This window comes from Dapis hubbardiae BLCC-M172, assembly GCF_050016015.1.
Classification (GTDB): domain Bacteria; phylum Cyanobacteriota; class Cyanobacteriia; order Cyanobacteriales; family Microcoleaceae; genus Trichodesmium.
In genome coordinates this window covers 19,289-35,070 of sequence record NZ_JBNHEQ010000103.1, presented here as the reverse complement: position 1 = coordinate 35,070, position 15,782 = coordinate 19,289, and the positions used below count along the sequence as shown (strand labels likewise).

Genomic DNA, 15,782 nt, shown 5'->3' with positions numbered 1-15,782 from the left:
TATTCGTAAGCATTAAGCCGTCAGCAATCAGCCATCAGCTATTGCTTTTAGTTTTTGATAAAAGCTTTATTATTCAGAAATTTTATATTACTAGAAAAGTCAGTTTTCAGGACGATATTCGTTTAAATATCCTCCTTAAGGTTGAGGTTTTAAAAGCTGATAGCTGACAGCTAATACCTGAATGCTTACAATTATTCGGTGAGATTTTTCAAAATTCAAGAAGTTGGAGAGGATAAAATTTGTACAAGTATTATTGTTACTTGTGAATTAAAATTCGGAGCTAAAAAAAAGAACTCTCAAAAGCTCATAGAAAAACTGGAAATCATCTTGGAGAGTATTGAAATACTACTAACTAATCCTATCGAGGAATATTACGCAGAAATCCGTACTTATTTAGAAAGTCAAGGAACTCCCATTGGAGCTAATGATTTATTAATTGCTGCTCATGCTTTAACATTGAATTTAACATTTATTACAGCCAATGTTAGTTAATTTTCCCGTATCCCTAATTTAAAAGTTGAAAACTGGCTCAACCCTAGTTAAAAAAGTTAATAATTTTCCATTGACGAACTATATCAAAAATCAGCTATGCAATTAAAAGATTTTAGAACCCCAACTATTAGCATTAACTCCAGCAGAAAAAACAAGCTATTCAAGTATTAATTAGTTCAAAGTTTAGCTAATGGTTAGTCTGCTATGGAAAAGATAGACGGTGTTAGTGGTATAAATGCTTGTATTCCTGATAATTTATAATGGAGAATTAATCCTCAAATTTTGCTACAAAATCTGATAACTGATAACTGATAACTGAATAACTAATAACTATTTCAGACTTTCCAATTTAATCCGAGGATCTACAGCTTTCAACAATAAATCAGCCAATAAATTACCAATAATTAACATTAAAGCACCCATCATTAAACTAGCCATAACTAAATATAAATCCTGGTTTCTTACTGCTTCTAAAATTAGACTTCCTAACCCAGGCCAATTAAAGAAATATTCAGCAATAAACGAACCACTTAATAATGAAGCAAATTCAAATCCCAATAGTGTTACTAAAGGGTTAATAGCATTTCTCAAGGCATGAACGTAAATAACTCGATTCTCTGGAAGACCTTTAGCTCTCGCCGTTTGAATATAATTTTGTCGCAAAACATCTAATAATTGCCCGCGCATTAACCTCTGTAAACCAGCAAAACTGGTAATACTTAAAGCAATTGTCGGTAAAATCATGTGCCAACCCATATCAAAAACTTTACCCACAAAAGAGAAATCATCGTAGTCGATACTTTGCATTCCTCCAACTGGTAATAAAGGAGAAATATTTTGGGCTAAAAATAATAACAACAGAGCAGTAATAAAACTAGGAAAACCTTGACCAGTGTAACTAATTAATTGTAAAAAACGGTCTAAAAAACGATTTTGATTAACTCCAGCAATAATTCCTAAAGGAATAGCGATCGCCCAGGTCATTATTAAGGAAGAAATAGATAAAACTAAAGTAGCAGGTATTCGCTCCCATAATAAGTCTGCCACTGGTTGTTGAAAAACAAAACTTCTACCAAAATTTCCACTGGTAATAATTCTTCCTAACCAACGTAAATATTGTTCTAAAGGCGACTTATCTAACCCAAATTGTTCCTTAAGTTGTTCAATAGTTTCTTGGGAAATTTGGGGATTTTGACTTAAAGTATCTAAATAACTACCTGGAGCCAACTGAATAACAGCAAAACAAAGAGCAGATGCTAAGAATAAAGTCAAAATTGCTTGTAATATTCTCTTCAATATATAAGCAAAAGTGTCACTGGTAATTAGTTGTTTTAGCTTGTTATGCTTCAATTTTTTATCCACCAATTAAATTAACTATAATACTAATCCTAAATGTGTCACATTTTATCATAAGAGTTTGGCCTCCAAACCCAAACAAAAATGGGATTTGGAAACCAAACCCTTACAGCTTTTTTCGCCAATCATTTCTGATAGCTACTCGCTTTTGTTCCCATTGGCTCAGAACTACTCCCTACTCGCTATTTTTTATATAAATTGCTATTTTTTATATAAATTATAAATATTCATCCTACTGCTGTACAATACCTAAACAATTCCGGCAAAACTTGGGTATGACCTGGTAATGCCAGTCTAAAGATGTTTGCTTCTTGCTTCAACCTGGGAGGTTGGCCTCTTCCAGTTCACAAGCGTAAATTCGGGTACAGCCTACCCCCTAGCATTTTGATTAACTTCTCCATACTGAGATAACACCATTGCCGCATTCAAGTCCCGGTCTATTCTCATTCCACAATCAGGGCAATCAAAAGTACGGTCTTTTAACTTTAATTCTTGATTAATGTAACCACAATTATGACAAGTTTTCGATGATGGAAACCACAGGGGGGCTAGCACTACTGTCCCTCCAGAACTAACGATTTTGGTTGTCAATCGTTGTCTAAATTCATAAAATCCTTGCCTTGCTATTGATGCTGCCAATTTACCATTTTGCATCATCCCTTTCACATTTAAATTCTCTAAGCAGACGTGCTTTACTTTACTCGCTAAATTGGTAGTAGTTTTCTCTATGAAATCCCTATGAATATTAACTACACGACCATGGTACAACGCCTGTTTTTTGTAATATTTAATGGCATTTTTTGAAGGTGGTTTACCTTTACCTTCTAACTGTTTATTGCGGTTGCGCCATTGAAACTTGGCTAGCTTTAATTGCTCTATTTTAATGGAGTCTGGGATACTAAAAACTTCGGAGTTCCCCAATTCTTGGTTGGTTATACTTGCAAATTGTTTGACCCCTACATCTATACCAAAAGTTTCGTATTGTCGCTCATCTAATAGAGGATGAACTGGTAACTGAGAAGCTTCAATACTGAAACTAACAAACCATTTTTCTCCTGTTCTACTAATAGTAAAAGTCTGACTTGCTGTGGTGTAAGGAATTGATTCCCATAATCGAAAAGTTCCTAAGGTTGGTATTTTAATTTTCTTACCAGGATTAATTGTTACTTTTCCATGACCGTCATAAACCGTAAAAGATTGTCGGTCTTTTTTCCTTTTTAATTTAGGATATTTACTGATTCCTTCTTTATACCGTTTAAATGCTTCACCTAGATGTTGAAAAGCACTTTGATAAATGCGAGACGAATAATTAGAAGTCCAGACATATTCTGGTTGCTTTTTTACATAGTCAGTAAAGACTTTTTTAGCTTCTAAAATGCGTAATGCGTAACTCAAGCTAACTTCCTGGCCACGTTTGTTAACTTTGGTCATACCAGAAGTTCCGTTCACCATACTGAGGCCATAGTTGTAAACGAAACGAGCATAGCCAGCACATTGAGCCATTTTTGAGCGCTCCTGATTATTAAGCTTTAATTCAAGTTTTTTGGCGTACAATCCAATCACCTCCAAGCACATTGTCAACTATTCGTTTGGCTCACTCAAGAAAATCCCCATCAGAACTGTCAGTTATTACCGGAAATTGCCATATATATTGATACTAGAAATCAGCTCCCTACTCCCTACTCCCTATTTTTAGTATTCAATCAAACTAATAATTGGCACTTTAGGTAATTTTTGTCGCCCACCTAAGTCTTTTAACTCAATAACAAAACCAAAACCCACTAAATTACAATTTGCTTTCTCTATTAATTGAACTGTAGCTTCTGCAGTCCCACCCGTTGCCAACAGATCGTCAATTACTAAAACTCGACTACCTGGTGGCATTGCATCTTGGTGCATCTCTAGACTATCTTGGCCATACTCTAAATCATAAGTAACTGAGTAGACTTTTGCGGGTAGCTTTCCCGGTTTCCGGACTGGTATAAAGCCTACATTCAACTGATAAGCTAAAGGCACGCCAAAAATAAACCCTCGCGATTCCATACCCACTACATAGTCTGGTTGAAATTCTGAGCATTTTTCTGTCAAAATGTCAATAGTGTAATGTAAACCATCAGGGTTACTCAGAAGGGTAGTAATATCTCGGAATAGAATTCCCGGTTTAGGAAAATTTGGGATTTCGCGGATTAAATTTTTTAGTTCCATTGTGGTTAAAGTCAAAATTGAAAATATACTCAGATTTGGTTAGAGCAATTGTAGTAGCCTAATACTAATCAGATAGTAAATGTGAAAGGTTATATAATTATTTAGAAACTAATCTTGGGAATTGTATCATTAAAAAAATTATCAGTAATGGAAGTATATCTTTTTTTCTAAAAATTATTAATACTAAGACTTGTAATTTAAGTGTTATTATTTAATGTTTTTTGAGCAGATTTTTTTAACTGTCTTGATATTTTCACCAAAATAGTGTAAGGAAGTATAGAATATTGCTGTAAAAGTAATGGAATTAAAAACTTCTCCCAGTCTATCTAAACCATTGATATTGAATAATTTACCAGATATACCTCTCCCTGATGGTAGTTGTCCCCGAAGAACTAGGACTCAAATTGATTTAATGCTTTTGGCAATTGAAGCTTTACAACTTGGAGGAGCTGAAGTGATGCTGAAGGTTGTTAAAGACTTGGAACTACAAGAAATTATTCCCAATCGTGTTTCTTTGTGGCGACTGCGTAGTACAAATCCCCTACGTCAAAATAGTCAACGTCGTCCCTTGAAATTGAACGAAGCGAAAGCTCTAGTTATTATTGCTTGTCACTTGGCAAAACGTTTAACTGTCCCAATTAGGCAACTTTTGTTTGACTATCAGCAGTTGAGTCAAAAACAGTTACCAATAGAAAGTCATTTACAATTATCTTTTTATTTAGAACAATTTAGGGCACACTTTCGCAGTCGTATGAATCCTAGGCGTTCTGGTGTAATGGCTTATAATTCGGAAGAAAAGTTAAATCAACTGGGGTTGGAGTTATTGGGTAAGTTGCTATTTTGTACTGGTACGACAGGTATGCAGCGGTTTTGGATTAGTCTGTTTGATGGAGAAGTTTTGTGATAAATATAGTAATCCTATTTAAGTTGTAATATTTTGGTCGTCGGGGCGAATCGCGTAATTAGCAGCATTCCGCAGGAATTCGCCCCTACAGGAGTCAGAATTTTAGAGGTTTTCAGCTCAAATTAACTATTATGACAATTCTCACAACCAATTTAGGATTGTTATAGCAGGAATTAATCAAGGATAAATACCACTAAATTTTGATTCTGTCAAACCGGAGAAATTATCGGTTTGAAAATTAGTTAGCCATCTAGGCGATCGCTCCTTACCCAGTTACTATTTTTTAGCCACTTCATCAACGAAAATACTTAGGTTTAAGGCTATTATTTCCCAAGCATTTTGAAAATTAGTTATAAAAGTGGCATCATATCATTGTTTATATATGATACCAAATGGCTGAAAAAACGCAAGCTCGTAGAAATAGCAACCAAAATTTTCTGCCGAATTTGATGGCTTTTATTTAAAATTTAAAACATAATCTCTATTTTAGACAACTTTTACTTATTCTCTAGCTTTCTAGTATTGACTTAGAAAATATAATATGGTATTAATACTTTATTATTTAGTATGATTAACTATCCTACCTAAATCTTTCCATCGAAAGGAAATTTGGAAAAATTATCTCTAACTCTGTTGTCTGTTGCCTTTTTAAGGTAAATGCTGAGTGCTAAATCCTGAGCAAAAAATAACCTAGATACGCCTCTGGCTTCAGTAAGAGGTACTGTTAACGAAGTCAGAAGTTAGAAGTCAGTAGGGGTGATTTCCTAGGAAATGCTCCTAATTACGCGGAAAGCGACAGCATTCGGTTTGCGCAGCATTCCGCAGGAAACGAAATCACCCGTACAGAAGTTGTTTTTGTAACGGGGATTTAGACCCCGCTCCAAAAACATTTTGCCTTAAAAGGCGGGGTTTTAGACCCAATTTTTTTGATAACTGAAATGACCGTATAGATCCCATAAGAGTTCTATATATCGGGAGTGTGGGAAGTGTGGGAAGTGTGGTCAGACGATGAATATGGGCAGATTATAGCAGTTTTCATGCTTGATAGACCACAGTCATCATCACCGGGGGGCATGATGGAAGATTTGTATTCAGTTGCAACTTAAGGAGCGAGAACTTTGAAACTAGCTTTTGACTCCTGACTCCTGTACGGGCGATTTCCTCACGGAATGCTCCTAATTACGCGGAAAGCGACAGCATTCGGTTTGCGCAGCATTCCGCAGGAAACGAAATCGCTCCTACGACTCCTGACTTCTACAGCAGTTTTGTGGTTTACTCAACTGAAAAGCGCTGTAATAGGGGTGTTTTTCCTCTATTCTATTTCTCTGACTCTTGACTCAAGAGCCAAAAACCCGCACCTTTGCTTATATTCCAAATGGATTCAATAGAACCCTTTTGGGTTCTATTGAAAAATACTGTGTGATGGGGAAATAGCGGAGATAGGGAGATGGGACATGGGGAGATGGGGTGATGGGGTGTATTAGACCTCTTCGATAATCAACAATCAAATCAATTATCCCGTATAAATCATCAATTCTTTCCCCCCTACTTCCTACTCCCTCTTGTCTGGAGAGGTCTATTGGAATATTTTTCCATCTTTTATAGCAGGGAACAGGGAACAGGGAACAGGGAACAGTTGGAAAAGTGTTTCCGTGGTCTTTGATTCACCATCAGTCTATGTCCTAATCGCCCTGGCTGTTGCTATAGTTGTATTTCCTATATCCACAGACGACTCGTGCCTCAAAAATTTACTTCCCGGCAAAGATACTGTTGGGGCTTCTATATAAAAAAAAATTTAATTCTACACTGATTTCAAGTTAATAAAATTCAATTTAATACAGATTTAAAATCAATTAAATATTCAAAACAAAAAATATGTCAAAAAAATTAAAAAATTGAGAAAATAACTCAAATTAACTTGACAGGAAAAAAATGGAATTATAATAGAGTCGGATATTAAACCAGCTCCAGAAAAAGCCAAAATTAGGTTAAGGAGAAAACATGAAAGTAACAAACGAGCAACAACTTGAAGAACTAATACAAAAAGTAAAACTAGCCCAAGAAAAATACGCCACTTATACACAAGAACAAGTAGACTACATATTCAAAAAAGCAGCTTTAGCAGCCAACGCAGCTAGAATTCCCCTAGCAAAAATGGCAGCCACAGAAACAAGCATGGGAGTAGTAGAAGACAAAGTAATCAAAAATCACTTTGCTTCAGAAATTATTTATAACAAATACAAAAACGAAAAAACCTGTGGAGTCATCGAAGAGGATAAATCTTTTGGCTTTCAAAAAATTGCTGAACCAGTAGGAATTCTTGCTGGAATAGTTCCCACAACTAATCCTACATCAACAGCAATTTTTAAATCATTAATTAGTCTCAAAACTCGTAACGCAATAATATTTTCTCCTCACCCCAGAGCCAAAAAATGTACCTGCGAAGCAGCTAGGGTAGTTCTCGAAGCAGCAGTAGCAGCAGGCGCACCAGAACACATTATCGGTTGGATAGATGAACCAACAGTTCCTCTATCCCAACAATTAATGCAGCATTCAGAAGTTAAATTGATTCTTGCTACTGGTGGACCCGGAATGGTTAAAGCTGCCTACTCATCAGGTAATCCATCTTTGGGAGTAGGAGCTGGTAATACTCCAGCTTTGATTGACGAAACTGCTCATATTAAAATGGCAGTCTCTTCAATTATCCTGAGTAAAACCTTCGACAATGGTATGATTTGCGCCAGCGAACAATCAGTAGTTGTGGTTGATAGTGTTTACGATACAGTCAGACAAGAATTTATTGATCGAGGCGCTCACTTCCTAACTCCAGAAGAAAAAGACAAACTGCGGAACAAAATTCTAATCAATGGACGGTTGAATGCAGAAATTGTCGGTCAACCAGTGCAAAAAATTGCCGAAATGTCAGGTTTTTCCATCCCAGAAACAACCAGAGTAATAATTGGTGAAGTGGAAGACATTAACCATGAAGAACCCTTCGCTCACGAAAAACTCTCTCCCATTTTGGCAATGTATCATGCAAGTAGCTTTGAGGAAGCTGTAGACAAAGCCGAAACTTTAGTCGAATTTGGCGGACGGGGACATACGGCAGCTCTATATACTTCTCCTGCTAATACAGATCATATTAAACGCTTTGAAGATACGGTCGAAACAGCCAGGGTTTTAATTAATACCCCTTCTTCCCAAGGAGCGATCGGCGACATCTATAATTTCCGACTCGATCCTTCCCTAACTCTTGGTTGTGGTACATGGGGTGGTAACTCGGTTAGCGAAAACGTTGAACCTCACCATCTGCTAAATATTAAAACAGTGGCAGAACGTCGAGAAAATATGTTGTGGTTCCGCGTTCCTCCAAAAATTTACTTTAAATATGGGGCGTTACCTACTGCCATACGAGAGTTGGCAGGTAAAAAACGGGCGTTCATTGTCACTGACAAACCACTCTATGAACTTGGGATAACTCGTGGTTTAGAAGATGTTCTCGATGAAGTAGAGATTAAATATGACATCTTTTATGATGTAGAACCCGATCCTTCCCTGGATACTGTGAACCGGGGTTTGGATATGATGCGGAAATTTAATCCTGATGTGATTATTGCCATAGGTGGTGGTTCGCCTATGGATGCTGCCAAAATTATGTGGTTGATGTACGAGCATCCAGAAATTGAGTTTGAAGGTTTGGCAATGCGGTTTATGGATATCCGTAAACGGGTTTATGATTTACCAGCTTTGGGTGAGAAAGCTATTTTAGTGGCAGTACCTACGACTTCGGGTACTGGTTCTGAAGTTACGCCTTTTGCTGTGGTGACCGATCGCCGGAATGATATTAAGTATCCTTTGGCAGATTATGCTTTGACTCCTAGTATGGCAATAGTCGATCCAGAGTTGGTATTGAATATGCCAAAAAGTCTGACTGCTTTTGGTGGAATAGATGCTTTGACTCATGCGGTGGAAGCTTATGTTTCTGTTTTAGCTTCCGAATATACGAACGGTTTGTCGTTAGAAGCTATCCGATTAATTTTCAAATATCTACCTTCTGCTTATAACAATGGTGCTAATGATCCAAAGGCACGAGAAAAGATGCACTATGCAGCAACAATGGCAGGTATGTCTTTTGCTAATGGTTTCTTGGGTGTTTGCCATTCTATTGCTCACCAGTTAGGAGCTATTTTTCATATTCCTCACGGTTTGGCAAATGCGTTGATGATTTCTCACATTATTCGTTACAACGCTACCGATGCGCCGTTCAAACAAGCAACTTTCTCCCAGTATAAATATCCTAATGCTAAATGGCGTTATTCTCGAATTGCTGATTACTTATTATTAGGTGGAGAAACTGAGGATGAAAAAGTAGATTTGTTAATTGCTGCTATTGAAGACTTGAAGAGTCAAGTAGGTATTCCCAAGGGAATTAAAGATGTGGTTTCTGTGAGTGAGGGTGAATTTTTTGCCAGGTTGGAAGATTTGGCAGACCAAGCTTTTGATGACCAATGTACTGGTTCAAACCCTCGTTATCCTTTGATTAATGATATTAAGCAGTTGTTGACTAATGCTTATCATGGTAATTTGGCTAGTTCTGGTGAGTTAAATGGTAATGGTAATGGAAGTCAGGGATCTGGAGTTACGAGTCAGGAGGGAATAGGAGTAAAATAAGGAGTCAGGAGACAGGAGTCAGGAGTCAGAATGAATCAAAAGTTAGTGGGGTGGTGAAGGGCGATAGCATCACCCAACCATTACCTGCACAATGTAGGGGCGGGTTTTGACGATAACATCCTGCTGATGTCAAAGATTTTGCGTGCACCCGCCCCCTATTTCATCGTAAATTTTCGGGAAGTTGGAAAAGTGCCAGTTTTAACGGCTGGATGAAAACGACCCGACGGGTTTTAACCCGTATTCAAAAAAATGTGTTATCATTAATTCTTAAAGACACGAAGACCTCTGAATCATGGTGAAAGCCCGATAGCTAATGGACGCTTCAGTTAAATGGTAGTTAATCGAAAAGGTAGCTCGGTGCTTGCCAGCACTCTGTTTCCAGCCGTTAGTCAGCACGTTGTACCTCAGAGCGAGTGAATCAACCAATAACTAAAAAAAGTAGCCTCAATGGTCTTTGACCGGAGAGAGTAGTGGCAATTGGCACCGCCTAGTGAGCTGCTGCTGTATGCGTACTACGGTACGGTACTGGCAATGTGGCCGTTTCGAGCAATGTGAAAATCGTGGTTTTAACCCGATTTACAGCTCCTCTGAAGAATCCACGCGACTTTAGTCCGTGGAGTGTCAATTATTGGGTAGTTCAATATTTTGGGATGAACCCGCCCCTACAGGTTTGGCTGGTGCATGGGGGCGGGTTTATTTACAGCAGTTTTTATTTCAGTAGACACACAGCGAATGGAATTCGCCCCTACATGGCATTCGCCCCTACATGGCATTCGCCCCTACAGAGTTTTGGTTATGATGGTGTGGTTTATCGAAAAGTGATCCAAATCACTTAAAATATTGTCATTAATCACATTGAATATCTTCAGCAGTCACATACTATTAGTAATTTTTATGAGATACTAGATCTAAAGTAAGGAGTGCATCATGGATACTAAAAACTGTACGAAACCACTAAAGTCAAATCCTTTTCAGTCTATTCGCGACCCCAAAACAGGAAGATGGGTAATTATTAAATCTTGCGAACAGCAAATTAAGAAAAAAGAAAAAGTAGCTTGAGATAGATATTACTTTTATCTAACATTTATATTTTTTAAAATTAATGAATCAATCAACAAAAGTAGTCTTTAATAGGCTACTTTTTTTATTACAGCGGTTTTCATTTGAATAACTGTTGTAGGAGTAATGAGTAATATCATGTTCGGATAAACACTAACTATAAAGTCATTGCGACTGGAACGGAGTGGAAGGTTTGCGGAGCATTCCGGAACGGATAGCAATCTCAAGGGTTTGAGGTATCTCTTCGATCTATATCCTAATCATAACTATTCAACCGAACATGATATAAGGAGTAATGAGTAAGGAGTCAGTATGATTGTTTATTTATCATTAAACCGCTGTAGGAGTTACCAGGTGAACCTAGAAACCCGGTTTCTCCTAAACGTCTATTGCTCAAAACAACGATTTATCCTAGAAACCGGGTTTCTTTGCGTAAGTCCTAATTAGATTAAACTTTTACTACTTCAGTTTCCATATTATCTGCTGATTTTGAAACTGAATTAGTTTTGACTGCACGGAACATTCCAAAGCGACAAAGACCGTTCCCAAATGCCAGACGCATTAGTAGCAAAGTCGGTACTTCTCGTAAAGATTTAATCACCCCTGATAAACCAGAGCGAATCATCCCTTGAGGTTTAATTACACCTTGCCAAATAGAATCCAACCAAGAAGGGAGAGTTTCCTGCGTCCAATCTGCTGTTATTACTTCCCCTTCTACTAACCCAGTTTCTGCTATTAGTTCTGAAAAGCCTTCGATACTAGAAAAAGCCGGATGAGACCACTGCTCTAATAATTGACGCATTACAGGTTTTTCCCAAAAATTGAGTGGTTTTTGGCGATCGTCTCGCTGATTCCAATCAGCTACAACCAATATTCCACCAGGCTTTAATACCCTTATCATTTCTTGAGCATATTTGGCTTTATCTGGCATATGAGGTCCAGCTTCAATAGACCAAACTACATCAAAACTATTATCTGGGAAAGAGAGTGCCAAGGCATCATCTACCTTAAATTTAGCGTCAACTCCTTCCGGGGTTAGCTCCTGTGCGCGTTTTACTTGTTGAGGGCTAATAGTAATACCCGTAACATTAAATCCATACTCTTTGGCTAAAATACGGCTGCTACCACCTATTCCACAACCTACATCTATAACAGTAGTACCGTGGGGTAGCTTATCGATACCACCCCATTTAACCATTTCATGTACAAAGTCATATTTTGCAGTCAAGAAATCCTTCCTTTTTGGGGGCGAGCCATAATGACCTAAATGAATGTGTTCGCCCCAGTAAAATTCGAGGATGCCGTCTTCTGTCCATTCATCGTAGGAGTTGGCTACAGTTTCTGATGATTCATAACTGCGAGGATTTTTTAGGTAAAGCAAAATGCCTATTACTGATAGTAAAAGTATAAGTCCAAGGGTGTAATATAGGTACATTAAAGAAATCGTGGTATTTGTTTGTAAGTTTATTGGTATTATAGCAGTATTGTTTAAGTTAGAAAATTCCGAGCGGTTAAATATTGATAGGACTTACGCATGAACGCTATTGGTAGGGTGCGTTAGCGGTAGCGTAACGCACCAATACTACATATATAGTCCTTTCCCGTAAGTCCTGATTTATATAACTTACGCAAAGAAACCGGGTTTTTAGGATAAATCGTTGTTTTGGCAATCAATATCTACGAACAAACCCGGTTTCTCGGTTTATCTGCGTAACCACATTTAACTATTACAGGACTTACGCAAAGGTTCTACATATAGTGCCTCCCTAATACCATTTTAGGTGAAACAGTCCACTACGGTGCGTTACGCTAGCGCTAACGCACCCTACTCCTACTCCTACTCCTACTCCCCTTTGGTAACACAACCTTCCAGGTTGTTACACCCTAGAAGGGTGTGTTACAAAGCCAGAGAAGTCCTGATTCAATCTAGCGGTGGCAACCCATTAACAATATCTACTGTTTCTAAACTAACTGTAATTACTTGACCAATTAATCGGACAATATATTGTTCATCGTCTAAGCGGTTGGGGTCATTTTCAATGTCACTGCGTTTGTCTATTTTTACTTGGTAGCGATCGCTAATCCAATCTAAAGCTGATCGATTTCCGAGACGATATTCAAAGACTTTTGGGGGAATATCGGCTAAGGTAAGAAACTCGTTATAAACTAATTGGGTTTTGTCTTTGCTGAGTTTCATTTTTTCGACTCGCCAATTTAAGGGAACTTCTTCATTCTCGATAAATGTTAAGGGATATTCGGGTTGTTGTTCGTAGTTGATATGAATTTCGGCGAGACGTTTTCCGGCATTGGCAAATCCGTGAAAGTCTGGAGCGTAGGGTATGCGGGGTAATTCTCGTTTGAGGTTATCGGCGTATTTTTCTCGATAGGTGGGATGGTGTAAGAGGGCGTAGATATAATAGAAGATATCCCATTTAGCGATCGTGGAGTCTTGGTATTCTTGGCGAAAGGTGTCTAAGCTCCAATCAGTGATATTTTCTTGGCGGTTGTTTCCGTCTTCGTCGTAAGTGTAGAAGGGAAAACATTGGGTTTGTCGTCCACCAACATCCAAAGAAGGAATCAAATCTGTTATTTGAACTAAAAAAGGAATTTGAGTATGATTGGTGACGCAAATTACCCGATTCTCTTTCTCAGTCTCCGAGGTAGGGAATATGTAGGGAAATTGATAGCAACGTTCATTTAAATAAATATCAAAATAAAGCCGAGATTTGGTAAAAGGACGATAAAGAGACTGTCTAATATGATTCTGGTCATATTCTACGATAATTCCTTGTTTTAAATATTTTTTTAAACTTTCAGACCAACTAATTTTAGTATCATCATAGGTAACAAAATCATCGACTTTAACCGATTTATCTTGCCTATGCTGCCATTTCCTGACTTGTTCATTATAAGTGGCGATCGTCTCTTGAATATTTGCTGCCAATTCATCAGGATTAAAATTATACGCCCAAACATCGCGACTGGTATTAACTCCGTTGCTAAATAATTTAAAAATAGTATCGGTGACTTTTCCCTTTGCAGCTTTAGTTTCCTTAGTTCCCATGGGGATAAAAGTTTCAAAATCAGCCTGCAACCCTGCCGTTAACCAGGTATTTTTTTTGTCCGGTTTAATTTCTTGCCAGTCAACCCCACCTAAATGCTGACATTTTTCTAAATAAGCATATTTTTCCTCTTTCCGCCAAAACTCATCCACATTTCCATAGTAAATTTGACATTGAGATTTTTTACCTTCCTTCTTTTTAATCAACAGATTAATACTCACCCCAACCTGAATCCCAAAAACATTATGAGTTGTTCCCGATAACTTAGGATTAGTTCTTACATTACCACCTAAATCTAAAACATAAATCGCGTCAAAATCTTGGGCTAAATATTGTCGCATCCCATCAAAAGCAATATTATCTATAAAACTACTATTAGTGACAAAAGCCACAATACCCTCATCTTTAATTCTATCCGCTGCCCAACGAAAAGCTTTTACATAAGGGTCTGAAAGCTTATTTTTATTGGTCGCTTTTGAGCCTTTAGAATAAGTCTGAGCTACCCGTCTATCTACTTCTTCATATTTCCGGTTTTTATTATTATCATTCTCATTCACCTGCCCCATATTATAAGGAGGATTTCCAATAACCACAAAAATATCTGAATTTTGCTGTCGTTGCACCCGTTGAGTATTTTCGGGAGTAAACAAATCTAACTGTAAAGCTTCTTGAACCGAAAAAGTATCCACCAAACAAATCCCTGCAAACGGCTCATATTTACCCGTTGCCTCCAAATATTCGTGCTCAATATTCATCGAAGCAATATAATAAGGTAACAACATCACCTCATTACAATGTAACTCATCCTTATATTTATTAGGTAGAGAAGTTTTCTTAATTTCCCGCATTATTCGCATTAGAAAATTACCCGTTCCTACAAACGGATCGAGAATATGTACCCCTTTATGACTGAGAGATTTCTTAAACTCTTTTTTCAGAATCTCATCAACACTTTTTACCATAAAATCAACAATAGATTGAGGAGTATAAACAATCCCATGAGTATCAGCAACCTTAACAGCAAACCCTTGGAAAAACTTCTCATAAACAGTGTTTAAAAAATGCTGTTTTTCACTATACTCCTTAATAGTTTTAGCCGCTTCTTCTAATGCCAAATAAAAATAATCTACCTCCTCCAAAAAATGATTCCGACTAAAAGACTTCGAGGTTAAAGCATTAATAACTTTCTCAATTTCCACCGCAATAATATTCCGCCGAGTAAAATCTGGATTATCAAAAATCTGGCGAAAAATTCGTTCCGTTAATAAATGCTGAATCAGCATTTCTTCCACCGCAGCATCAGAAATATTCGGATTAATAGACAGACGACAAATATTACTAAAACCGTCAAAAGCAGCAATAAACTTTTTATTAGTTTTCCGTTGACTATGAATTAAATCAACTAACTTTTCCCCTAAATTATTAACTCTTTCCCCAAACTCTGTAGCTGCCTTTTCCCAATTTTCTATCTGTGGCGGGCGATCTTCAAAAAATAACTTGAGACTTTCTACGAGAACTTCCGGTTTAGTAATTTCTCCATCATAAACCTGTTTTCCTCCTTGCCAAATAATTACCCGTTCGGGAGACTGAAAAATAATATTATCTTTAGGATAACCTTGTTTAAATTTCTTTTGTACTTCCTTAGCCAAATCATCCTCAGTATCTTTTGCTTCCCAGATACCATGTTTAAGAGTATCATTTCTAACTAATAAACCATCAACTCGGATTAGTTTTTTCTTAGTTAATGGAATACTCTTTTCTTGTACCAACATCCAATTAAACTGTTGACAACAAGCAGTTAATAAGTCCGCAAAAGCAACTTTTACCGCCCCTTCATTAACAGCATTCAACTGTTGAAACTTTTTTAAACTTTGGTAATATAATTTGATAGGTTTGTGAGTAGTTTTGAGATTAAGAATAGCCATTTCAGTTATCAGTTATCAGTTATCAGCAATTAATAATTAATTATTACCTCTCCTTAAAAAAAGAGGATTGACCAAAATGATTTTTTTTCTCTTTAAAAGGGGAGGTTT

10 protein-coding genes are annotated in these 15,782 nt (G+C 37.3%); 5 read left to right on the top strand and 5 right to left on the bottom strand.

The features are described from left to right. The first annotated feature begins 198 nt into the window (after positions 1–198). Entirely contained in the window at positions 199–492 is a 294-nt protein-coding gene (locus ACP6PK_RS10125) for a PIN domain-containing protein (protein ID WP_426559500.1), read from the top strand. A 330-nt stretch (positions 493–822) separates the two neighbouring features. On the opposite strand, the gene ACP6PK_RS10120 is transcribed toward ACP6PK_RS10125, so the two are convergent. The 3 genes from ACP6PK_RS10120 to ACP6PK_RS10110 all read right to left on the bottom strand — a co-directional run bounded on the left by ACP6PK_RS10120 (position 823) and on the right by ACP6PK_RS10110 (position 4,053). After that, complete coding sequence (locus ACP6PK_RS10120; RefSeq protein WP_426559499.1) at positions 823–1,842, bottom strand: ABC transporter permease; 1,020 nt, start codon at positions 1,840–1,842, stop codon at positions 823–825. A 375-nt stretch (positions 1,843–2,217) separates the two neighbouring features. After that, the gene (locus ACP6PK_RS10115) at positions 2,218–3,423 is read right to left on the bottom strand and encodes an RNA-guided endonuclease InsQ/TnpB family protein (protein ID WP_426559507.1); all 1,206 of its coding nucleotides are present in this window, start codon (positions 3,421–3,423) and stop codon (positions 2,218–2,220) included. A gap of 117 nt (positions 3,424–3,540) precedes the next feature. After that, complete coding sequence (locus ACP6PK_RS10110) at positions 3,541–4,053, bottom strand: adenine phosphoribosyltransferase (RefSeq protein ID WP_094673958.1); 513 nt, start codon at positions 4,051–4,053, stop codon at positions 3,541–3,543. A 298-nt stretch (positions 4,054–4,351) separates the two neighbouring features. Here ACP6PK_RS10110 and ACP6PK_RS10105 point away from each other — a divergent pair, with 298 nt between their 5' ends. From ACP6PK_RS10105 to ACP6PK_RS10090, 4 genes are all read left to right on the top strand, one after another. Then, on the top strand, positions 4,352–4,957 hold the full coding sequence (locus tag ACP6PK_RS10105; protein ID WP_094673957.1) for a DUF3038 domain-containing protein: 606 nt from the start codon (positions 4,352–4,354) through the stop codon (positions 4,955–4,957). Between the two features lie 2,001 nt (positions 4,958–6,958). Further along, positions 6,959–9,628 (top strand): bifunctional acetaldehyde-CoA/alcohol dehydrogenase, encoded by a 2,670-nt coding sequence (gene adhE, locus ACP6PK_RS10100; protein ID WP_426559498.1) that lies wholly within the window; start codon positions 6,959–6,961, stop codon positions 9,626–9,628. 560 nt (positions 9,629–10,188) lie between these two features. Continuing rightward, positions 10,189–10,464 carry a hypothetical protein gene (locus tag ACP6PK_RS10095; RefSeq protein ID WP_426559497.1) on the top strand — a complete coding sequence of 92 codons (276 nt, stop codon included), beginning with the start codon at positions 10,189–10,191 and terminating at the stop codon, positions 10,462–10,464. A gap of 91 nt (positions 10,465–10,555) precedes the next feature. Then, a complete protein-coding gene (locus tag ACP6PK_RS10090; protein WP_256386634.1) occupies positions 10,556–10,687 on the top strand; it encodes a hypothetical protein in 132 nt (43 codons plus the stop codon). Between the two features lie 448 nt (positions 10,688–11,135). Here the strand turns inward: ACP6PK_RS10090 and ACP6PK_RS10085 are convergent, their stop codons facing one another. Beyond that, complete coding sequence (locus ACP6PK_RS10085) at positions 11,136–12,122, bottom strand: methyltransferase domain-containing protein (RefSeq protein ID WP_426559496.1); 987 nt, start codon at positions 12,120–12,122, stop codon at positions 11,136–11,138. 486 nt (positions 12,123–12,608) lie between these two features. Next, positions 12,609–15,674, bottom strand: coding sequence for a type ISP restriction/modification enzyme (locus ACP6PK_RS10080; RefSeq protein ID WP_426559495.1), 3,066 nt, complete (start codon positions 15,672–15,674; stop codon positions 12,609–12,611). Positions 15,675–15,782 lie beyond the last annotated feature (108 nt).